Origin of the sequence: Lichenifustis flavocetrariae (genome assembly GCF_026130545.1) — a bacterium.
Classification (GTDB): Bacteria; Pseudomonadota; Alphaproteobacteria; order Rhizobiales; family Beijerinckiaceae; genus Lichenihabitans; species Lichenihabitans flavocetrariae.
This window is the reverse complement of record NZ_JAMOIM010000006.1, coordinates 107,928-128,796: the sequence shown is the minus strand read 5'-3', so window position 1 is coordinate 128,796 and position 20,869 is coordinate 107,928. Positions and strand designations below refer to the sequence as shown.

Sequence of the window (20,869 nt, the reverse complement as noted above, 5' to 3'; positions counted from 1 at the left end):
GACGGCTTTGATAGGCCGTCTCGTGTCTTAAGCGGATGCCGGGCGAACCTCCAGCACCGATCGCGTCGTCTCGTAAATCCGTTCCGTGTGGACCGCGAAAGCCGCCACGGCGGCCTCGGCATCGTGGCGGCGGAACGCCTCCAGGATGGCACGGTGATCCTGCGTGCTCCGCAGGATGGCGCCCGGACCGGCGACGACGACGCGACGACGCTCCATCATGTAGGCGTAGAGGTCGGTCGCGAAATCGCCCAACAGCGGATTGGCCGCGGCCCCGTAGATGGTCAGGTGAAATTCTCGGTCGCTGATCAGGAATCGCACCGGGTCGTCGAGGGCAGACTCCTGGGCGGCGATGAGCCGGTCGAGCGTCGCGAGCGTCGCGGCATCGATCCGTTGCGCCGCCTCCCCCACGATTTGCCGTTCGACCAGGATGCGCGCGGCATGAACCGCATCGAGATCATAGGCGTCGATCGCCCGCGCGGTGGCAAAGCCGATGGCGATCCGGCCAACCTCCGCACGCACGACGCGGGTCCGGGCGCCTTGAGACACCTCCAACACACCCCGCAACGCCAGGATCTGAATGGCCCCTCGCACCGTTTCGCGGCTGACATTTAGGGCGGCGGCGAGTTCACGTTCGCCGGGGAGCGCATCGCCGATCTGCAGGATGCCGGACGCGATCAGCCCGGCGATCTTGTCCGCCACCTGATCCTTGATCGAGCGCTTGACGATCGTGTCCCGAAAGCTCGGGACATCGCGCAGGGCCAACGGCTCGGAGAGGCGGGCTGAGGAACGCATCGGTCGCTCTGACCTGCTGGACCATCCAGCAGACCAGTTGAGATAGACGAAGGGCGGATTGGAAGTCAATCGTCAGCACCCGCCGGTCCAGCTAATCTTTGCTGTCTGGAAGCCAGGAGATCTCGCTTCCGTGCGGTTGGGCCTCCGCCAGAAGCCGGTCCTCGCCCCCGGGCCAGAGCTTCAGGCGGAGTTGCATTGTTCCCTCAGCCGGCTCGAACCGGAGCCAGGCCAACGGCGCCGTCTCGCTGGCCCCGTCCCCTGCACGCGCCAGGGTGTCCGCGATGGTGGCTTGCGTCGGTGCCGGCATATATTGCCACATGATCGAGTGGAACAGCACTGTCGCGCAGGCGATCGCGGGTTCGGCGAGCCGCGCCTGTACCCAGTCCGCGGCGTCTGCCGTCTCGACCCGGATGCCGTGACGAAGCGCAAGTGTGAGGGCGCCGTCGAGCCGCGCCAATCGGTCCGTCTGATCGGGCCAGACATAGGCCTTCAGGCGAAGCCGCTGGTCGGGGTCGGCAATGTCGATTGGCGCGCGATCGCAGGCGCGTCGCTCGACGATGCCCATCGCTGCGCTGACCGGAGGGATCGCGCCGTGCCAGATCGGCGTCAGATGCACGAGGCTGCTGGGGTCGCCCCATTCGGCTCCGCCCAGCCGGTAGTGAAACAGGTCCCACACCGAATTGAGCCCGGCGCTCGCGCCGATTTCCAGCAACCGAAGCGGCAGGCCGGTGTTCGCCGCGATCGTCAGAAAGCCGCCGACCAGGACGCCAGCGCGCCCGACTTCATTGGTCTGCGGCGGGGATTGAAGGAAGGTGGCGACGAAGGTCTCATGCGCTCGGAGGGCCTGGAGCGCCGCCGCACGGAGACGTACCTCTGTGGTGGGATGTGGCGGATAGACATCCGCCAAATTCGGCGCCAGGCCCTTGAGCACCAGCGCATGCAAGGCGCCGGCGAGTCGCAACGGCAGGGCATCGCTGAGCGGATCGCCGGGCCAGTCGGCCACGACCATCGCGGTGACGCCGCCCGTGGCAATGTCGTCGGCTAAGAGCCGCAGCAGCGAAGCCGTGAAGGGTGAGCCAAGTCGGACGCACCACTCCACCTGCTTGGCGAAGGCGGAAAGGACGAGAGATCGCGCATCTGTCATCGCCGCGTTGGCCTCGCCTTTCGTCCTCCCGCCGCTCAGTCCTTGGGATAGTCGGTTGCAAGAGCCTTGTCTCGAAGGCTCTCGATCTCGGTCAGCCGCTCCTGCATCCTCTTGGTCACGGCATCGTGCCCCCAGGCGCCGAGAACGAGATGGCGCGGCGGGTTGAGCTGCTCGGTCAGATCGATCATGGCTTGCGCGGCGCGGACGGGGTCGCCCGCCTGCTTGCCACTGCCGTCCGAAGTCATCTTCAGACGCGCGCCCGCCGTCTCGGCATAATCGGCAATGCGGTTCGGCGTCTGCTTGAGCGACCGCCCGGCCCAATCCGTGCGGAACGGGCCCGGCTCCACGCAGGTGACTTTGATGCCGAGCGGGGCGCCCTCGACCGCCAGCGCGTCGGACCAGCCTTCGACGGCATGCTTGCTCGCCGCATAATAGCCCGATCCCGGAAAGCCGACCAAGCCGGCCACGGATGTGATGTTGATGATATGGCCGTGCCGGCGCGCCCGCATGCCGGGGAGAACCGCGCGGGTCAGAGCGAACAAGCCGAACACGTTGGCGTCGAACTGGGCGCGGATTTCCGCGTCCTCCCCCTCCTCGACACTCGCTTGATAGCCATAGCCGGCATTGTTCACCAGGACGTCGATCCGGCCGAATTGCGCCAGCGCGGCTTCGACGCCGACCCGCACCGCCTCGGCATCGGTGACATCGAGCGCGAGCGGCAGCGCACGGCCGTCCGCACCCTCTGCGAGGTCCGCCACCCGGTCCTTGTCACGCGCCGTCACGACGGCCCGCCAACCACGCGCAAGCACCAGTTTGGCGAGTTCGAGACCGAAATCGGTCGAGCAACCGAGGTGATGAACCATACGGGTTCTGTCGACGATGCCATCTTGTGTTCCATCTATCCCGGAGGGGCGCTACGCCGCCTCGACTCGGACTTAGGGCCGCATGGTCGAAGACGAGACGACCCGCCCACCCGCGCCAGCCAGAAAGGTCCGACGATGAACCTGAACGATCTGCCCCATGCCGGAGCCCGCTGGGTCCTTCTCGGCCTGATGGCGGTTCTCTACATCGGTTTCGGCTTCGTTCATGTTTTCATGGCCGAAGCGTTTTTGCCGATCATGCCGGATTGGGTGCCGGCGCCCCGCGCCACCGTCATCGCGACCGGGGTGTGCGAGATCGCCGGTGGTCTCGGTCTATTCGTTCCCCGCACGCGCTGGCTCGCCGGGATCATGCTGGCGCTCTATGCGGTCTGCGTCTACCCGGCCAACATCAAGCATGCCTTCGGCAACGTCGATATCCCGAGCCTGCCGCACAGCTGGTGGTATCACGGACCGCGCCTGGCCTTTCAGCCGGTGTTCGTGTGGTGGGCCCTGTTCTGTGCCGGGGTGATCGACTGGCCCTTTCGCAAGCGCCGCTCTGACACCGCGGCCAGCCTTCCTGGGGCGCGTCTTCAGACCCCTTGATCACAGCACCACGCGACAACCCGTGTCGACCCAAAGATTTTTCCGATTGACAAGGTCGCAGCCTAGCGCGACTGCCTGAACGCGTGGTAGATAAGACAGCAACACTGACCTATTCGAGAAAGACAATTCGATGAGTGGTGAGTCCGCACCGGCCTTCAAGACCATCCCCCACCATGCGCCCGTGGCCGACGCGGAACGCGCCGCTCTTCTGGCCAATCCCGATTTCGGCCGGGTGTTCACCGACCATATGGTGACGATCCGTTACAACACCGATGCGGGCTGGCATGACGCCACGGTCGAGGCGCGCCGGCCGATCACCATGGATCCGGCGGCGGCCGTGCTCCACTACGCCCAGGAAATCTTCGAGGGCATGAAGGCCTACAGCCTCGAGGGCGGCGGCGCCGTGCTGTTCCGGCCCGACGCCAATGCGCGGCGTTTCGCCAACTCGGCCGAGCGTCTGGCCATGCCGGCGCTGCCCGAAGACATGTTCATCCAATCCGTGAGCCAGCTCGTGTCGATCGACCGGGCTTGGATCCCAACCACCCCGGGCGGCAGTCTCTATCTGCGCCCCTTCATGATCGCCGGCGAAGCGTTCCTCGGCGTCAAGCCCGCCAGCGACTACCTCTACATGGTCATCGCGTCGCCGGTCGGTTCCTATTTCAAGAGCGGGCCGAAGCCGATCTCGGTCTGGGTCTCGCGCAGCTATACGCGGGCGGCGCCGGGCGGCACCGGCGCTGCGAAATGCGGCGGCAACTACGCGGCGAGCCTGCCGGCCCAGGCCGAGGCGATGCGGCAGGGCTGCGATCAGGTGGTGTTCCTCGATGCGATCGAGCGGCGCTGGGTCGAGGAACTCGGCGGCATGAACGTGTTCTTCGTGTTTGACGATGGCTCGCTCGTCACGCCGCCCCTGTCCGGCACGATCCTGCCCGGGATCACCCGGGATTCCATCATCACCCTGGCGCGGGCCAGCGGGCTTGACGTGCGTGAAGAACCCTACAGCATCGAGCAATGGCGTGCCGACGCCGAGAGCGGCCGGCTGCGCGAGGCCTTCGCGTGCGGCACCGCCGCCGTGATCGCCCCGATCGGCGAGGTCAAGGACGGCGCCGGATCGTTCAGCATGGCCCAAGGGCGCGAAAACGATTCGGTGGCCCAGAGCCTGCGGCGGTCCCTGACCGATCTGCAGCGCGGTGCGGCGGCAGATGCCTATGGTTGGGTCCACAGAGTGTTCTGAGACGGGGCCGACGCGTTTGGAGTCGCGCGTCGGGGCGTTTAATTTGGCGGCTCCGAATCAGGAGCCGCTCTCATGGCGTATCGTCCCATTGTGTTCGTTTGCAGTGGCCTGATCGCCCTGGCCTGTGCGGTCCACGGGGCGGCCGGTCAGCCGGCGGCTGATCCGAACCCGAATTACGCGACGCAGCCCTACACGCCGCAGGGATTTCAACTGCCTGAGGGCCAGGGCTGTTCGGGCGAGGTCGCGCGCTGGCAGGCGATCCAGGACAACGACTATCGGAGCGGCAATATCGGCCTGCCGGTCTATCATCGCATCCAGAGCGAAATCGCCCAGGCGGCCGCGGCCTGTGCGGCCGGCCATGATGCCCAGGCCTCCGCCCTGGTGCGCAGCTCGAAAGCCCGGCACGGCTATCCTCAATGAGTTGCAAGCGTCTGTCTGGCGATATCGGCTGCGAGCTCAGTCTTCGTCGGTGCCGAACCGGTACTTGAGATAGGCAACCATAAAGGCCGGCATGGTGGACGTGATGTCGGCGTCCTCGCGCACGATATGCATGCGGGCGAGTTCCGGCTTGGGGTCCTGCGCGAGCCAGCGATGGATCCGGGCGACCAGCACATCGGCGGTCTCGGGGGAGAGGATGCGCTTCATGCAGCAGAGCCGGGTGGGGCTGATCAGCAGAGTGAAGCCGTCGGCGAACGCGAGCTCCTCCGGGCGGAGGCCGGTTTCTTCTTCCAGTTCGCGGCGCGCGCTGGCCTCGAGATCGAGCCTTCGGCCGACGAGATCCTTATGGTCGGGCGTGCCGGAGGGGAAGTAGATCTGCCCGGCCGGCGCCGTATGGGTGTTCATCTCGCCGAGAATAAAGGCACCGTCGGCACTCTCCAGCGCCGCCATGGCGAAGCAATTGCGCACGCCGATGGGCGGGAAGCCGAGATCGCGCCAGGCCAGGAAGGGCTTGAACTCCGTCTCGAAACAATGGCCGCGAAACACCGGCCGGCCATCGTCGCCCGGCTGCAGGTCGCCGTCATGGAGCAAGAGCACGCGGCCATTGAAGAGGTCGGGGGTCGCCGCCGTTCGGGCACGCCAGTTGCGCTCGATGTCGTCCGCGCGCTCGCGCGCGAAGTCCCACGGGACGTCGATCAGATCGCATTCGACCCCGCTCGCTTCGACGATCCGGTGAGGCCTCACAGGTGCAGCGTCCCTTCGGCGATCCGCACGGTGCCGCCGCCGATCGACGCGGAGACGAGCGCGCCATTCTCGACATTCAACCCGAGCGTGATCAGGCTGGGGCGGCCCATCTCGTAGCCCTGCTCGATCACCAGCGTATGATCTCCATCGGTAGGCCGCTCGTAGGCCATCACGGCGCCCGCGAAAGCCGCAACCGCCGAGCCGGTCGCCGGGTCCTCACCAATGCCGAAGGCCGGCGAAAACATACGGGCCCGGTAGGCGGACGAGGGAGCCTCGATGTCCCGAGAATAGACGAAAATCGCTTGCGGTCCGTCTGGAGGGAGCAGGTCCGGCCAGAGTGCAATGTTCGGCCGGCATTGAGCCATCGCACCTGGTCGCACGGGAACGCAATGGAACGGGACGCCCGCCGAGAAGACGCCCACGGCATGCCCGTCCATCCCGATCGCCTCCGAGGGCAGGCCAAGCGCGCGGGCCAGCACTTCGGGCGTCAGCGCCTCGCTGCTCCGGACAGGGAGTTTCGGCAGCGTGAAGCTCGCCCGCACCTGCCCCCTGACACGTCGCACGGTGCATTCGATCGGCCCGATCGATTCCTCCAACACGACGGAGAGATCTTGCCGGAGAAGGATTTCAGGCGCCCGTAGCAGCGCGAGCAGTGCTGCAGTCCCGACCGTAGGGTGCCCGGCAAACGGGAGTTCACGCATCGGCGTGAAAATGCGCAATCTGGCGGTGTTGACCGGGTCGCGCGGGTCTTCCACGAACACGGTCTCGGAGAGGTTGAACTCCCGGGCGATGGCTTGGCAGCGATCGCTCGGAATATCCCCGGCATCGAGAACGACGGCAAGCGGATTACCGGCCAGCGCCGTATCCGTGAAGACATCTACGACATGATAGGAATGGCGCACGCGAGGGTCACCGATTGATCGTCTGTCCCTTCTCCACGCTCGCCGTTCAAAGGACAAGCGGGAAGCGCCACGCCTCTCACGCGTTGGTCAGTGGCCCGTCGGGTCGGCGCCCTGGATCGCCTCGAACAGGAACCACGTCCGGCGCTCGGTCTCGTCGATATAGACTTCGAGCAGGCTCGCAGTGGCAACGTCCTTGTGGTCGTCGCAGATTTCATGCGCTTTGCGCATGTTGGCCGCCATCGCCTTGTTGTCTGCGCAGAGCTCTTTGAGCATGTCGAGCGGCGACACGAAATCGGCATCGTTGTTCTTGACGCGTGTGATCTCGTTGATGTTGCCGATCGACCGAAGGGTCTTCTGACCGAGCTTGCGGACGCGTTCGGCCAACGGATCGGTCGTCGCAAAAATCTGCTCCGACTGCTCGTCGAGCATCAGATGATAGTCGCGAAAATGCGGCCCGGACATGTGCCAGTGAAAATTCTTCGTTTTCACGTAAAGCGCGAAAGCGTCGGCGACGAGCTTGTTCACCTCGGCCGCGATCGCGCTCGTGGCATTGTCCCCAAGGTCGTTCGGCGTGCGGAGCGCGACCGGATCCTGATCCGTCGCCTGCTTGCTGGTGGAAGTCGCCATATGTGCCCCCTCATTGCTGGTCGGACGACACCACGTCCATCAGGCGTAGCATCGCTCCTCAGACGCGCCGCCGGGCAGGAAGGTTCCTCAGCTGCAACCCCGATGGACAAGGATGAACGCCGGAAAACGAAACATCGGCCGTGCCGACGCTGACCGCTCAGGCTATACCGGGACCATGATCCTTTTTGCACGCCGTCTGCTTCTCATCCCGATGCTCGCGATGGGCCTCACGCCGGCCAGCGCCGATAGCTTCAAGACGCCGGCCCTGAAACAAGGGTCGCCGCTGTCGATTCAAGGATATGGCCGGCAGAATCCGGGCTGCCTGGAGTGGACCAACGGCTGCGTCATTTGCGCGTCGAGCGACGGCCATGCCGCGTGCTCGACCCCGGGCATCGCCTGTACGCCTGCGGGCCTGACATGCAAACGGCACGCAAAACCGTAGCGGCGCGCCCGGCCGGGTCCGCGTCGGGCAGTGTCTTCACCCCCGACTTCCAAGATGACGGTCGACGACACCTTGCAGCAAGGGCGCGTAGTCGCGGAACATACGGGTTTTCAGTCCCGCGACCTTGCCGGCCTCGTCCCATCGGCGAACCTGGACGGCGTCGCGAAAAAACGGATTGGCCTCGAAGGCCGCCACCTCGGTCTCGTTCATCGGGCCGCCCTGCAGTTCGAGCGAATGCGCCGACGCCGGAGACAGCTTGGCGTGATAGTGCGGATCGGTCGCGCAGAGATAGCGTTTGGCCGCGACGTGCAACCGGACGCACTCGGTGATCACAGGTGGAAAGAACGGCGCCAGGATCGCGGCGCCAGCGTCGTCATGGTGCCTGTCTTCGGTATCCTCGGGCGAATAGGCGCCGAACTCACTGGTGAAATGACCGATATCATGCAGCAGCGCCGCGGCGATGAGGTCGTCGTTGGCCTTGTCCCGTTCGGCGAACCACGCGCCCTGCAGCATGTGTTCGGCCATCGTCACGGGCTCGCCGAGATAGTCTTCAGCGCCTCGGCGCTCGAAGATGTCCGCCAGGAAGGGGACGATCGTGGTGCGATCGAGAACCGTTGTGGTCATTCCGCGACCCTATCCGTCGTTGAGGTTTCGAGAGCCGCGAGCGTCGAGAGCAGCCCGTCCTTGTCGGCGTAGCACCCTTGCAGCCACCGGGTACCGGAACTCGAAAAGGCTTTGCGGGCGTGCAACACGCGCGTGTTGTCGACTATGAAGAGTTCGCCCGGTTCAAGCTTGAAGGTGACCTGCATGCTCTCGTCCTCGACGATCTCGGCAAAACGGCGATAGGCGGCGTAGAAGGCCGGCATGGCCTCGAACGGAATGTCCGTGAAGGGAGCGGCCGACCGGTTGTTGAACCGCACCGCGATCATTTCCCCATCCGGGCCAAGCTCGATCATCGGACGTTTGGCGCGGAGCCGAATGCCCGCCGGACCGCCATAGTCGAAGCGGACAGGAAAGCGGGTCAGGAGCGCGAAGCCATCACGGTCTTCGCGGCGCAGGCGCTCGGCCACCATGAAGCCGTCGACCACGCTCGATTCACCTCCCTCGACCGTGTTTTCCAGGCAGCAGAGCAGTTGCAGGGTGGGTACGGGGTCGCGGTAGGGATTGTCAGTATGCGCTTGCAAGCCGAGGTTTGTGAAGGCGAGATTGTTCGGGTCGACCTCGGCTCGCACGTCGAACCAGCGGCCGTAGTTCGTCTCGCGAACGAACCCGAAGAGTTTGACAACCTCGGCCAAGCTGCCCGTCTCGCGCGGCACGTCCCGCAGGACCGCGAAGCCATACCGCCGTACGGCCGTGAGCCAATCGCGGAGAACGGGCGCCTGTCGAACGACTGCCGCGTAGGAGACTTTCGGCACGCTTGTCTGAAGACCTGCGTCCCAAACCGTGGTCTCCGGCGAGACCCATCCGGGCTCGGCAGCCTTCGACGTGTCGTAAACATGGTCGCGCAGCCAAGCCGAAGGGAAAGACGTTCGATGCCCATTCGGCCCAAAGGTGACGGCAAGATCGCCCTTCGGTGAGATTTTCGCGTCCATGACGGCGGTGGAAGCCGGCACGTCGAGGATGGTGATCAGACGCTGGCCGTTGCCGGCGCTGCGGGTCTCGGCATCGAGCGCATTGTCGCGCAGCCAGATCGCATGGAAGCGAGCCTCCATTCCATCCGGCCATGTGATCCACACGATCGAACCACCGCCGGTCACGCTCACTGATTGAGGTCGCATCAGATGTCTCCATGATCGATGAGACTCTTGTGCCTTGTGGCAAGACATCACACAAACAATCGATTACTGGATTGAGACAATGTTTTTCTTATGATTGGCTCAGATGCTTCCTGCCCTCGACCGGCTCCGTTCATTCGAATGCGCCGCGCGAACCCTGAACTTCACCGCGGCCGGACATGAGCTCGGCCTGACCCAGGCGGCCGTCAGTCAGCATATCAAACTGCTCGAGGCGGAACTGGGCCGGCCGCTGTTCCGGCGCCTTCCCCGAGGCGTCGAGCTGACCCTGGATGGCGCCGCCTATCTGCCGCACGTGCAGGCCGCATTCGGCTCGTTGGGCCGCAGCACGCAAGCCCTCTTCGGACCGGACCGTCGCGCGACATTGACCCTCTGTGGCCCGATTTCCTTCATGGCGCTGTGGCTCGCGCCCAGGCTGGTCCGGCTTCAGGCCGCCCTGCCGCGCATCCGCCTGACGCTGACGACCATGTCGGTTCCGGCCGACTATGAAGCAAGCGCGACCGATTTCGATCTGCGCTTCGGAACCGGGTCGTTTCCCGGTCGCAGCAGCCATCGGTTGACCATGGAGCGGCTGCTTCCGATGGCCGCGCCGCGCCTCATCGAAAGGATCGGACCTAGCGGCGATTGGACGACATTGCCGCTGCTTTCGGTCACCGGCGCGCGCGAGATGTGGCCGGACTGGTTTGCCGCGGCCCGCCTGTCACCCGCGCGGGAGACAGTCCTGCGATGCGACAGCTTCATCATCGCTTATGAAGCAGCGCGCCATGGATCCGGCGTGCTCCTCGGAGCCCAGGCACTCGCGAGCGCCTCCCTGGCGGACGGCAGCCTGATCGCGCTCTCGACAATCGCATTGTCCCACCAGGCCGGCCATTTCGTCACCTACGCGGCCGGGCGAAGTCTCGGCCGCGCCGAAAATGAGTTGCTCGATTGGCTGCTGCACGAGGCCACGGAGCCTCATCCTCAAAGCACCGGATGATCCTAGTCGGCCCGTGGAGGAATTCGCAAACCGCTTGGCCTCGTCGCCGGGCGATCTCACGCCTTCGGAACGTTGGCCTCCAGCTCCTGGAGCCAGGCTTTCGCATTCCCGTCCGACGGGGCGCGCCAGTCGCCGCGCGGCGAAAGGGAACCGCCGGCCGAGACCTTGGGGCCGTTCGGCATGGCGGAGCGCTTGAACTGGCTGAAACCGAAGAAGCGGCTGAGGAAGTCGGTCAGCCAGTGACGGATGGCCGGCAACCCATAGGCCCCGCGCTTGTCCGCCGGGAAGCCGGGTGGCCATGACCCGCGCTCGACGTCCTCCCAGGCCATCAGGGCCAGGAAGGCGATCTTGGAAGGCTTGAACCCGTGGCGCAGCGTGTAGAACAGGTTGAAGTCCTGCAACGCATAGGGCCCGACCTTGGCTTCCGTGCTCTGCGGCTTTTCGCCGGCCGCGGCCGGCACGAGTTCGGGCGAGATCTCGGTCGACAGGATCGCGTCGAGCGTCGCATTGACCTCGCCCTCGAACTGGCCCGAGCTGATCACCCAGCGAATCAGGTGTTGGATCAGCGTCTTCGGCACGCCGGAATTGACGTTGTAATGCGACATCTGATCGCCGACCCCGTAGGTGCACCAGCCGAGCGCCAGCTCGGAGAGGTCGCCCGTGCCGAGCACGATGGCCCCCCTGTGGTTCGCGAGGCGGAACAGGTAGTCGGTGCGGAGACCCGCCTGCACGTTCTCGAACGTGACGTCATAGGCCGGCTTGCCGTCCGCGAAGGGATGACGGAGATCGGCGAGCATCTGCCGGGCGGCCGGCTTGATGTCGAGTTCCTCCGCCGTGATCCCCAGCGCGCGCATCAGGGCCCAGGCATTGCCCTTGGTCTCCTCCCCGGTGGCGAAGCCCGGCATGGTGAAGCCCAGGATGTTGGAACGCGGCAGGCCCAGCCGGTCCATGGCCTTGGCGGCGACGATCAGCGCATGCGTCGAGTCAAGGCCGCCCGAGACGCCGATGACGATGCGGTTGGTCTTGATTGCCTCCAACCGCTGCTGCAGTCCCGAGACCTGGATGTTGTAGGCCTCATAGCAATCCTGGTTCAGCCGCGCGGGATCGGCCGGCACGAAGGGGAAGCGCTCGATGTGCCGCTCGAATCCGATATCGGTCAGCGGAGGATCGAGCGTGAACGTCACGGTTCGAAACGTGCCGCTTCCGATGCCGAAATGGCGCCGGTTGTCTTCGAAGGTTCCCTGCCGGATGCGTTCCTGGCGCAAGAGGTCGAGGTCGAGATCCGCGACGGTCATCTGATCGCCCTCGGGGAAGCGCGGGCTCTCGGCCAGCGTGACGCCATTCTCGAAGATCGATGTCTGACCGTCCCACGCGAGGTCGGTGGTCGACTCGCCGCGGCCGCCGGCGGCGTAAAGATAGGCCGCGAGACAGCGGGCCGATTGCGATTGGCTGAGCAGCTTGCGGGTGTCGGCCTTGCCGACCGTGATGTTGCTGGCCGACAGGTTCGCCAGCACGGTGGCGCCCGCAAGGGCCCCGACGCCGCTCGGCGGCATCGGAATCCAGACATCCTCGCAGATCTCGACATGCACCGTGAAGTCGGGCCGGTCCGCCGCCTGGAAAAGGAGGTCCGGACCGAAGGGCACGAGCGCGCCCCCGATCTCGATCGCTTCGCCTTCCAGGCCTTCGCCGGAGGCGAAGTGGCGATGCTCGTAGAACTCCCGGTAGTTGGGCAGATGCGTCTTCGGCACGACGCCCAGGATGGCGCCGCGATGGATCGCGACGGCACAATTGTAGAGCCGCGACCCATGCCGCAGGGGCGCGCCGACCAGGATCAACGGCAGAAGATCCTTCGAACCCGCCGCGATCGTGCCAAGTGCGGCTTCTGTGGCCGCGAGCAACGTATCCTGCATCAGGAGATCGTCGATGGCGTAGCCCGAGACCCCGAGTTCCGGAAAAAGTGCGAGCGCGACCCCCCGCGCATGGCAGGCCTGCAAGGTTTTCAGAATGGTGGCGGCATTCGCGGCCGGGTTCGCGAGGTCCACAGAGGTGGTGCAAGCGGCGACGCGTGCGAAGCCGTGGGCATAGATCGACCGAAAGCTCATCGGATGGCTCCTCCAGTCTGGAGATGGCGCGAAACGCGTCCTCTGTTCAAGGGCGAGATACCCGCAGCCCGAAAAACATCAAGGCATGACTGGCCCGCCGGTCAACGGCGGCGGATCGATCCGGGCGCGGCCGAAGCGGGAGGGCTTTACCGTCACGGCGGCCCCATCGATATTGACGCTGTTTCCGCCCTTTGCCTTGGCCGCATAGAGGGCGGCATCCGCGCGGTTGAACAGGTTCGAGAGCTTAAAGCCAGGCGGCTGCCGCAGAACTGCGGCCCCGATCGAGACGCCGAAGTCCATGTGAGTGCCGTTCCAGGCGAGCGGCCGGCACAATGCGAGGGACGCCCGCTTCAGCAATCTTGCGATCCCGGCCGCATCGAGCGGCGCTCGAAGCAGTACGGCAAACTCGTCCCCGCCCAGGCGGGCGATCAGCGCGGCATCCGGAAGTGCCTTTTGCAGCCGGATCGCCACCTGACGCAGGCACTCGTCTCCGGCGGCATGGCCGAGATGGTCATTGACCTGCTTGAACCGGTCGAGATCGATCAGGACCAGCGCCGACACGAAGGCATGGTTGATCCCGTCGCTGACCATCTCCCGAAAATGCGCGTCGAAGAGGCGGCGATTCGCCAGTCCCGTCAGCGGATCACGTTCGGCCATGTGGCGCAGGCGTTCCCATTCCTCCCGTTCGCGTGTGATGTCCTGCTTGGCGCCAAACAGCCGAACGGGACGCCCTCGCTCCAAGGCGACATCGGCCGTGATCCGCAGCCAACGGCTCTCATTTTTGGCCGTCCGCACCCGGACGTCGAGCGCGAATGGGCGTCCCAGGCGAATGGCCTCTGCCCGGATCGCCTCCAATTGTCGGCGCGACTCCTCGAAATACATCTCGAGGATCGGGCATCGCTTCAGCGGCGCGCCGGGCTCGATGTCGAACAGCCGGTAGACGCCATCGGTCCACGCCAGCTGCTCGGTCTCAAGGTCGCATTCCCAGGCGCCCATGTTGACGAGCCTAAAAGCCTGCTCGTGCAACCGTTTTTCGCGATGAAGCGTCGCGACATCCCCCATCGATCCGGCGTCAGGCTGCATCACGTGCCGGCAGTCTCGGATGTATCACGCGCGTTTCGTCCTGGCACTCGGCGGAGAGCCGAGCTTGAATTGCTCAGTCTAAGTTGTCTAGCACTGACGTGTGAATTTATTGGCTTGTGAGCCGCTCGGCGCGACCAAACCCGCGTCATGCCCTATCGAGAGGCCGGTGCAATCCCGCAATCTTGGAGAACAGCGGTAGCCCCATAGTCTCTTGCCGAGGTCCGGTGGAGACAGGATTCCGATAACCACGTTTGGTGCCGATCGCATGCGCGCTGGACGGGAGGTGCCGTTTATGTATGGTCGCGCCATCTGACGCAACGTCAGGAGGCGTCCGGAGAGGCACGAATGAGCATGCTGTCGTCCGTTCTCGCAACAACGGGCTGGGCCGCCCGCAAGACGTTGATCGCGGGGAGCCTGGCGTTCATCGGTCTTGTGGTCGGCGTCGGTTGCGTGCTGTTCCCCGCCGGCGTACCGTTTGGGATTGTCGGTTTGGCAGGCCTCATCCTGCTCTGGACTCTGCCAGATCTACGGTCTGTTCCTAGTCGCCTGGCACGCCGCTCGTTTGTCCCTTTCCTCGTAGCTACTGTCTGTACTCCATTCTATCTCGCAATCATAATTCCGGGTGTACCTTTCATTTCGGTTCGGCGTTTCTTCCTCTACATCTTCGTTGGCGCACTTGTCATAACCATCTGCGGTTCATCTAAATATAGAACGCTGTTGATTAACCGCTTAAAGGCAGCACCTCTACTTTTCTATATGACTGCAGGTTATTACGCACTAATCGTGGCGACGTTTCCCGTTTCTGTCGCTCCCAGCTCAACCATAAACGTTCTCGTTCAGTATACAATGACTTGGTATCTGCCATTCCTCGCCGTTATAATTTTCGTCGAGAAAGGTGCTAACATCGTTGGGCTGCTCAAGGTCATGCTTTTTTGTATGATCATCGATTTCGTGCTCGGCGGCATCGAATTTCACGTCCAGAAGCCGTTTATGTTTCAGCTCCTTCCGGCGTCCAGTCGTGCCTACATAATTGAAAACACTCCTATGTATGCAGGCGCGGAAACGGGTTCATTCCGCGACGGCATCTATCGCGCGACCGCGGCATATAGCATTGGGCTGTCATGGGCTGAGATGGTGGCGATGGTAGCGCCTGTGGCCGCCTATTTCTTGATTCATGGAGACTCCGGGCGACACCGTCTCCTGGGACTGGTCAGCTTTATTGCCGGTTTTCTGTCGCTGACCTACTCAGGATCACGAGGAGGTTACGTCTGTTCGATGGTGGCTCTAAGCGTTTTCTTGATTATTTGGGCAATCCGAAAGATCCGTTTACATCCGGAAAGTCTATCTGGTGGCATTGCGCTATTTCTAACTTCCGGTACCGTAACCATCGTCGCAGCTGCAGTCACATTTGTAAACAAATTTCATGTGATGGTTTTCGGGAATGGCACAACCCAGCTTAGCGACCAGGGCAGGGTACAGCAGTGGGCGACTGCATGGCCAAAAATCTTTCAGAGCCCATTGTGGGGCCACGGGTTTGGTACAGCGAGCGTAGCAGGTGAATTCGTCACAGGTGGCCGCGGCCAAGCAACAATGGACGACTACCGGATTAATCTCCTTCTAGACAACGGGGTGCTTGGGTTCGGGCTGTTCTTCGGCATGATCGCCGTTGCAGTCTGGATCAGCTTCCGTATCTATATAACCAATAAATCACCGCTTGCTGCAACCGGCGCAGCCATTGGGTGTGCGTTGATTGCGTATGCGGTCGATCGAACCACAACGTCTCAAACCGAAAACAATACGCTACTATTGATCTTAATCGGGCTTGTCTTCGCGCTGCAGCGGGTTACAACGTCCGGAAACACTGCACCAGAGCAAGTGAATTACCGAACAGGAGCGCCCTGATTGGACTTAATGGATTCGCCTGCAACTGCACCTCGTCTGAACCGCGAAGATATCTACCGAGGGGAGTGTTGTCAGGTTTGACCATTCCGAACGTGGGTCCAATTGGCTTAGGAATGCGTCTCGACTGGACACATGCCGTTAACCTATGCACGAGGTACGCTAGGGGTGCCTCCCGGCTTCAAAAGCGGTTCCTGGGACAGAAGGCCTCAATATCTGAAGCATTGTTACAACACGTCGTAATTCCGTTAGGGAGGCCGACAGAACTACGTTCTATAACACGGCATCTAACATGCGGAGGTTGCGTTGTTGAAAAGAGTCCTGGCAGCAGGTATGTTCATGGCGGTTTGTCCTGCCATTGCCCAAGCGATTGAAGTCTATCCTGGGTGCCCAGTGCCGAGCATTAAACCAAGTCACCGCAATTTCTACGTCGACCCTGTAAAAGGTTCGGACCAAGGTGATGGGTCGGCGGCAAAGCCCTGGAAAAACCTAACGGCCGTCATCGGAATGAGCAACAAGCTTCTGTCGGCAAAAGCGTGGTCGAATAAGAACCAATCGTACGGAGACGTGAACCCATCAGGTCCGATTAAAGCAGGTGATGTTGTCATCCTCATGAGTGGAAACTACGGCACACTCAAGATTCTGAACTCCTTCAATACAGATTTCGTTTGGGTCATGGCCGGACCGGGCCAAACCCCCGTCATTCGCCAAATGAACATCGTGAGTTCTGCCAAGTTTGTCTTTCAGGGCATAAAATTCCAGGGAGGGAGCCCGAGCACCAATACCGACGTCAAGAAGAAACCTTTGGACGGACAAGTGACGGTTGGAGACGGTGATTACACGGGCATTTCGAATAATGTTGTGTTTTCCAATGACACGTTTTCTACAACTGACGATACTAGAGGCTGGTCGGATGCAGACTGGATATTGAAGCCCTACTTCACCACGTTTTCCTCAAGAGTTTCGTGCGTTAGCTTGACCAACAGCAAGATTTATAACGTATTTAATGGCGCCATGATGGGAAAGGACAGTAATTTTTTCGCCAACAACGTTGTCGATTATTTCCAGACTGACGGTATCGACATAACATATAGCAATATAACGGTTCGTGGCAATACATTTACGAATGGAAATATCAACAAGCTAAACGGATATCATGCTGATGCTATTCAGGGCTGGTCGAACCTTGTGAATGGCGCTTATACAACGAACTCGAACGTTCGAATCGAAGACAACAAGATCATCAAATTGAATGACCCAGACAGCTACCTGCAAGGCATCTCGATCTTCGACGGGAAGTGGGATAACCTCATTGTCCAGAATAATGTTGTTGTGACAGATACGAATAATGGAATTGCTGTATTTGGTGCAAAAAACAGCTCGGTAATCAATAATACTGTTGTTTCAAGCGGCTCAACGCAGGCCTTGCTGTGGATTTCACATGGAAAAGATGGGTCACTGCCGTCCAATATACTTGTTAGAAATAATATTGCTCCAGTGCTGGCCGTTGCTGAACCCGGGGTAAGCTATGACCACAATATATTCACATCGAAGCTCATCGGCAAGGAGGGTAGCATAACCGTGGCGCTGGTAAAGTCCGGCCAACCATCCACACAGACTACTCTTGTCCCTACTCCATCATCGCTCTTTGTCAAACTGGACAATGCAAATGGCGCTTATGACCTGAGGCTGAAAGGCGGCAGCGCAGGCATCGGGGCAGGCTCTCCAGCCAAGGCACCAACGACCGATATCACTGGAAAAACAAGGAAAGTCCCTGTCGACATCGGAGCCTACTCGAATTAAGAAAAGTTTAGGAAATTCGTCGGCCGTAGGCAGCGTCTGAAAAAGGAGACGATGCCTACGACCCTCTTGACGTTTTGCAGCCGAGCAGGAACCAGAGCGCAACAGTTTGTAAGTGGCCAGCAAATCGCGTATTGACGCTTAGTCGCGGCTTTGTGCACGGGTAGGCGATAATCTGGAATGGAGACGTATGTTCGACAGCATCTATGTGGCATTCACTAGCCAAAGCAGCAGACGATGGATGCTGATGACCGCGCTCTTCATCATTCTTTCCTTTACCAAAATGCCTGAAGTTATGCTGCATGGGCGGTTATGGGCTGAAGAGGGGTCCGTATTCATGCCTGACATGGCTTCAAAGAGCTTCCTTCAGGCGCTCACCTATAATTATCGTGGGTCTGTACAACTTATCAATGCAATAGCATGCTGGTTCGCCATCAGGTCGTATGTTGATCTGATGCCATACGTGACCACTTACGCGGCGTTTATAGTCAGTGGTGTTTTGTTCATGCAGCTCGCATACTGGGCGATGGGTGTAGCTAATGCTCCCGGATTCGCGCTCTTTTTTTTGGCTGGCTGGTTCTTTCTGCCCGAAAGTTACGAAGTCTGGCTAACATCGACAAATATACAGTGGTTATGCTCGCTTAGCGTTTTAATGGTTCTTCTTCTCAATGAAGATATAGTTAGGCGTCGTTTCGGTATCGCTTGTGCATGGACATTGTTGTGCGGATTGACCGGCGTCCCGTCGTGTATGCTTGCACCGGGATTTATAGCGAAAGGCATTTTGAGTCGATCGGTTGTCTTTGCCTCTTTGGGGGGATTGCTCGCGCTATCGACTTGTGTGCAGCTACTAGCTATCCTAACAACCGAGTTTTCCAACAGGTCGTATGACCTGCATAGTTTGGCGATCGTCCAGTCCATCATCGCTGGCACCATTTTTCAGCCTATAGTTGGCGTTAAGGCAACCAGTCTTGTAACTACTTGGGTCGGAATGCATTATTTCTCGATATTGATTTGCCTTTTATTTAGCACATTGATTTTATTTGCCTGGAGGCAACACGTCGAATCAAGGTTGAGGTCACAAATATTTTACGTTGTTGGCTTGTGGGTCCTGGTGACCGCGCTGAACGTTGTTGGATCAATCCCTGGTGCTTCCGTATTGGAAACAGCGCCTTTAGTCGGTAGTCGATACTTCTTTTTCGGGGCGAGCTGTCTTGTCATTTCGCTCTTGCTTCTTTCGACGTCTAATCATGTAGCGATCAGAGCATTCTCCACGCTGCTGCTTGTTATCATTGCAGCAAATGGGGTGGGACAACGCCTGTTGTCGAGCTGGCCGCAGCGATTCCTCACCGGGCCGTCCTGGGCGGAACAGGTACATCAGTGCTCAAGTGTTCGAGCCTGTGTGGTCGAAATATGGCCGGCCACTATCCCGCCTTCTGAAATACGGCTTCCGCCGGGAAATGGGACGTCGCAAATATCCCTGACGCTACCTGATACTTTCATCGGTAATGTGGATCGTGGACGATGAGCGTTATCCGCGGCTCGAGGGGGCGCTGGGCCAATGTCGGAAGCCGCTCGGCATTGCGCCGTGGTCGCCTGATCGCGCCGGCCTCGCGCGGTTCCGCGGGCGCGAACAGGCGAGCATCGAACCTGAGCCGCGTGACGACGCTGACGCGGTTCCACACAGCGGCCAGCAGATCGATGGCCGAGAAGATGCTGTCCGCCACGATCACGATGGGGCGGCCCGGAAGCCAGCGGGCGATCTGCAGCATGATCTGGCGGGCGCCGTCGACCAGCGTCTTATGCCTGACCCTGCGTACCGACGCCATCGGCGCGGTGAGGAAAGAGAGCGCCCAGATACGACCGGTCTAGGAAACCGGCGCCAGCAGCATGGCCGACAGCCAGCGCAATCCGCTGGCCTTGAAAAAGTGCCCGTGGCTCGACCTTACGGGGTCCCGGTAGATGCCACGGGCCTTGATCTTGGCAACCCATCGACGCCCAATGCTCAATGGTGTCTTCAAGGCCGATCACCACAGGTCCCGAAGCCGCGAACCAACCGACCAGCATCAGGAACGGGATGCGGGCGGCCGCCAGGGCGGACCAGCGACACCGGCAAAATGCGCAAAGTCGAGCTAAGATGAGGAGGACGAGAAGGCGCTCGACGGTTCATAGAGTGGTGGGGAGTACGAAAATGCATGATCTTAAGGCGCGATCTTCGCCAGAACGGGCGCTTCCCGCCGGGCTCGCAGAACGTCTCTTCCCATTCGGATGAACGGCGCTTCCACGAGTCGATAGTTGAGGATCGCCAGAACCACGATCGTGGCGGCAATTGGCGGGAGGAGAAGCCAGCCCGTCAGTCCCTGTGCGTCCGCGTAGATCGTTGCCCCGAAGACGAGAGGCATTGCGTTCAAGGCTAGCCCGTGGAGGAGATAGATACTGTAGCTCGCGTCTCCCAGCAGGATGCTCGGCCGCCGCGCCAGGAGACCGAAGTAGCTATTTCCCGCAACGACCGTCAGAAAGAAGACGATCAGGAAGGGGGCGCGCCACGTAAGGCTCTCGTCTGGGGCACAAGTGAGGAGGAGGCCAAGGCAGGCGAGTCCCGCCAACGTCCCTCGCCAATCACGGGCGAAGCTCCTGAGACTCCGGATTCCGTTCAATTCGGCGGCGATCATACCCAGAAGAAAGGGAAGCGCGAAGGCCGACGAGAAATGGAACACAACGATGGCAGGGCCGAAAGCCGTCACCAGGGCGCCCACGACGAGCATGCCGAGGCGAAGGATTTGCGTGCGACCCAAGTGCCACACGACGAGGGCCAGGACCGGAAGCAGAAGATAGAACAGCCACTCGTATCTGAGCGTCCAGATCACGCCCGCGAGCAGGCTCCCCGTCTCCCGGTATCCGTTGATGGGTGGCCCACCCGGCAAGGTGAACAGCATCCATCGGGCGACTTCCGACAAGAACCGCGACGGCGACACCTGCAGCTTCCAGTCCTGCAACACCATCAGCAAGATGAGCATGACGGCGAGGACGATCCAATAGGCAGGGATCAGCCGAAAGAACCGGGACGTATAAAGAGCGCGCCAGTCCAACGTACCACGAGCCGCGACGATCTTGCTGTAGAACAGGAAGGCCGTGATCATGAAGAACAGCATGACAGCCGTCGGTCCGAGGTTCTGAAACACGATGTTTCCATCCGGCGCGACCATGCTGCCGGACCGCGCGTCGTTCCACACACGCAGAAAGTGATGCGCGACGACGCTCAGAGCGAGATAACCACGCAATCCATCGAGGCATCCGGTTCTTGCAGCCTGATTGGCTACCGGCTGCGACCGGGAAAAACACCATGCCAGCGCATAGCTTGTCGCCATCATGAGAATGAGGCCGATGATAGGAAGGATGGTTGTCATCGTGCTTGCCCCACTAGGCGAACTCCTTC

Annotated in this window: 19 protein-coding genes and 1 pseudogene; 8 read left to right on the top strand and 12 right to left on the bottom strand. The window is 61.4% G+C overall.

The features are described from left to right. Window positions 1-27: 27 nt before the first annotated feature. The 3 genes and pseudogenes from M8523_RS11225 to M8523_RS11215 form a co-directional block, all read right to left on the bottom strand. Entirely contained in the window at window positions 28-792 is a 765-nt protein-coding gene (locus M8523_RS11225) for a FadR/GntR family transcriptional regulator (protein WP_282584954.1), read from the bottom strand. Window positions 793-883: 91 nt separating this feature from the next. Next, a complete protein-coding gene (locus tag M8523_RS11220) occupies window positions 884-1,936 on the bottom strand; it encodes a DUF2332 domain-containing protein (protein WP_282584953.1) in 1,053 nt (350 codons plus the stop codon). A gap of 35 nt (window positions 1,937-1,971) precedes the next feature. Further along, window positions 1,972-2,822, bottom strand: a pseudogene (locus M8523_RS11215) (oxidoreductase). A gap of 112 nt (window positions 2,823-2,934) precedes the next feature. Here M8523_RS11215 and M8523_RS11210 point away from each other — a divergent pair. The 3 genes from M8523_RS11210 (at window position 2,935) to M8523_RS11200 (ending at window position 5,050) form a co-directional block, all read left to right on the top strand. Continuing rightward, window positions 2,935-3,399 carry a DoxX family protein gene (locus M8523_RS11210; RefSeq protein ID WP_282584952.1) on the top strand — a complete coding sequence of 155 codons (465 nt, stop codon included), beginning with the start codon at window positions 2,935-2,937 and terminating at the stop codon, window positions 3,397-3,399. A 130-nt stretch (window positions 3,400-3,529) separates the two neighbouring features. Further along, complete coding sequence (locus M8523_RS11205; protein ID WP_282584951.1) at window positions 3,530-4,630, top strand: branched-chain amino acid aminotransferase; 1,101 nt, start codon at window positions 3,530-3,532, stop codon at window positions 4,628-4,630. Window positions 4,631-4,702: 72 nt separating this feature from the next. Further along, complete coding sequence (locus tag M8523_RS11200; RefSeq protein ID WP_282584950.1) at window positions 4,703-5,050, top strand: hypothetical protein; 348 nt, start codon at window positions 4,703-4,705, stop codon at window positions 5,048-5,050. A gap of 36 nt (window positions 5,051-5,086) precedes the next feature. On the opposite strand, the gene M8523_RS11195 is transcribed toward M8523_RS11200, so the two are convergent. From M8523_RS11195 to M8523_RS11185, 3 genes are all read right to left on the bottom strand, one after another. After that, window positions 5,087-5,812 (bottom strand): NUDIX hydrolase, encoded by a 726-nt coding sequence (locus tag M8523_RS11195; protein WP_282584949.1) that lies wholly within the window; start codon window positions 5,810-5,812, stop codon window positions 5,087-5,089. Beyond that, window positions 5,809-6,714 (bottom strand): PhzF family protein, encoded by a 906-nt coding sequence (locus tag M8523_RS11190; protein ID WP_282584948.1) that lies wholly within the window; start codon window positions 6,712-6,714, stop codon window positions 5,809-5,811. Before M8523_RS11190 ends, M8523_RS11195 begins: the two co-directional genes overlap by 4 nt. 87 nt (window positions 6,715-6,801) lie before the next feature. Beyond that, window positions 6,802-7,341, bottom strand: a complete 540-nt coding sequence (locus tag M8523_RS11185) for a Dps family protein (protein ID WP_282584947.1) — start codon at window positions 7,339-7,341, stop codon at window positions 6,802-6,804. 112 nt (window positions 7,342-7,453) lie between these two features. On the opposite strand from M8523_RS11185, the gene M8523_RS11180 reads away from it, so the two are divergent. Beyond that, entirely contained in the window at window positions 7,454-7,783 is a 330-nt protein-coding gene (locus M8523_RS11180; RefSeq protein ID WP_282584946.1) for a hypothetical protein, read from the top strand. Between the two features lie 36 nt (window positions 7,784-7,819). Here M8523_RS11180 and tmpB read toward each other — a convergent pair whose 3' ends face one another. Then, complete coding sequence (tmpB, locus tag M8523_RS11175) at window positions 7,820-8,407, bottom strand: (R)-1-hydroxy-2-trimethylaminoethylphosphonate oxygenase (RefSeq protein WP_282584945.1); 588 nt, start codon at window positions 8,405-8,407, stop codon at window positions 7,820-7,822. Then, complete coding sequence (tmpA, locus tag M8523_RS11170; RefSeq protein WP_282584944.1) at window positions 8,404-9,561, bottom strand: 2-trimethylaminoethylphosphonate dioxygenase; 1,158 nt, start codon at window positions 9,559-9,561, stop codon at window positions 8,404-8,406. Before tmpA ends, tmpB begins: the two co-directional genes overlap by 4 nt. A gap of 103 nt (window positions 9,562-9,664) precedes the next feature. Here tmpA and M8523_RS11165 point away from each other — a divergent pair, with 103 nt between their 5' ends. Next, the gene (locus M8523_RS11165) at window positions 9,665-10,552 is read left to right on the top strand and encodes a LysR family transcriptional regulator (RefSeq protein ID WP_282584943.1); all 888 of its coding nucleotides are present in this window, start codon (window positions 9,665-9,667) and stop codon (window positions 10,550-10,552) included. Window positions 10,553-10,608: 56 nt separating this feature from the next. Here M8523_RS11165 and M8523_RS11160 read toward each other — a convergent pair whose 3' ends face one another. Both M8523_RS11160 and M8523_RS11155 read right to left on the bottom strand, forming a co-directional pair. Then, window positions 10,609-12,654, bottom strand: coding sequence for an NAD(+) synthase (locus M8523_RS11160; RefSeq protein WP_282584942.1), 2,046 nt, complete (start codon window positions 12,652-12,654; stop codon window positions 10,609-10,611). A gap of 78 nt (window positions 12,655-12,732) precedes the next feature. Continuing rightward, window positions 12,733-13,737: a diguanylate cyclase domain-containing protein gene (locus M8523_RS11155; protein ID WP_282585097.1), complete on the bottom strand. Its 1,005-nt coding sequence runs from the start codon at window positions 13,735-13,737 to the stop codon at window positions 12,733-12,735. 345 nt (window positions 13,738-14,082) lie between these two features. Here M8523_RS11155 and M8523_RS11150 point away from each other — a divergent pair, with 345 nt between their 5' ends. The 3 genes from M8523_RS11150 (at window position 14,083) to M8523_RS11140 (ending at window position 18,961) form a co-directional block, all read left to right on the top strand. Further along, window positions 14,083-15,639 (top strand): O-antigen ligase family protein, encoded by a 1,557-nt coding sequence (locus M8523_RS11150; protein ID WP_282584941.1) that lies wholly within the window; start codon window positions 14,083-14,085, stop codon window positions 15,637-15,639. Between the two features lie 306 nt (window positions 15,640-15,945). Further along, complete coding sequence (locus M8523_RS11145; protein ID WP_282584940.1) at window positions 15,946-17,439, top strand: right-handed parallel beta-helix repeat-containing protein; 1,494 nt, start codon at window positions 15,946-15,948, stop codon at window positions 17,437-17,439. Window positions 17,440-17,626: 187 nt separating this feature from the next. Then, window positions 17,627-18,961, top strand: coding sequence for a hypothetical protein (locus M8523_RS11140; protein WP_282584939.1), 1,335 nt, complete (start codon window positions 17,627-17,629; stop codon window positions 18,959-18,961). Here M8523_RS11140 and M8523_RS11135 read toward each other — a convergent pair. Further along, a complete protein-coding gene (locus M8523_RS11135) occupies window positions 18,933-19,262 on the bottom strand; it encodes a hypothetical protein (protein ID WP_282584938.1) in 330 nt (109 codons plus the stop codon). The two genes, M8523_RS11140 and M8523_RS11135, sit on opposite strands and share 29 nt — an antisense overlap. A gap of 372 nt (window positions 19,263-19,634) precedes the next feature. Then, the gene (locus tag M8523_RS11130) at window positions 19,635-20,840 is read right to left on the bottom strand and encodes an acyltransferase family protein (protein WP_282584937.1); all 1,206 of its coding nucleotides are present in this window, start codon (window positions 20,838-20,840) and stop codon (window positions 19,635-19,637) included. Window positions 20,841-20,869 lie beyond the last annotated feature (29 nt).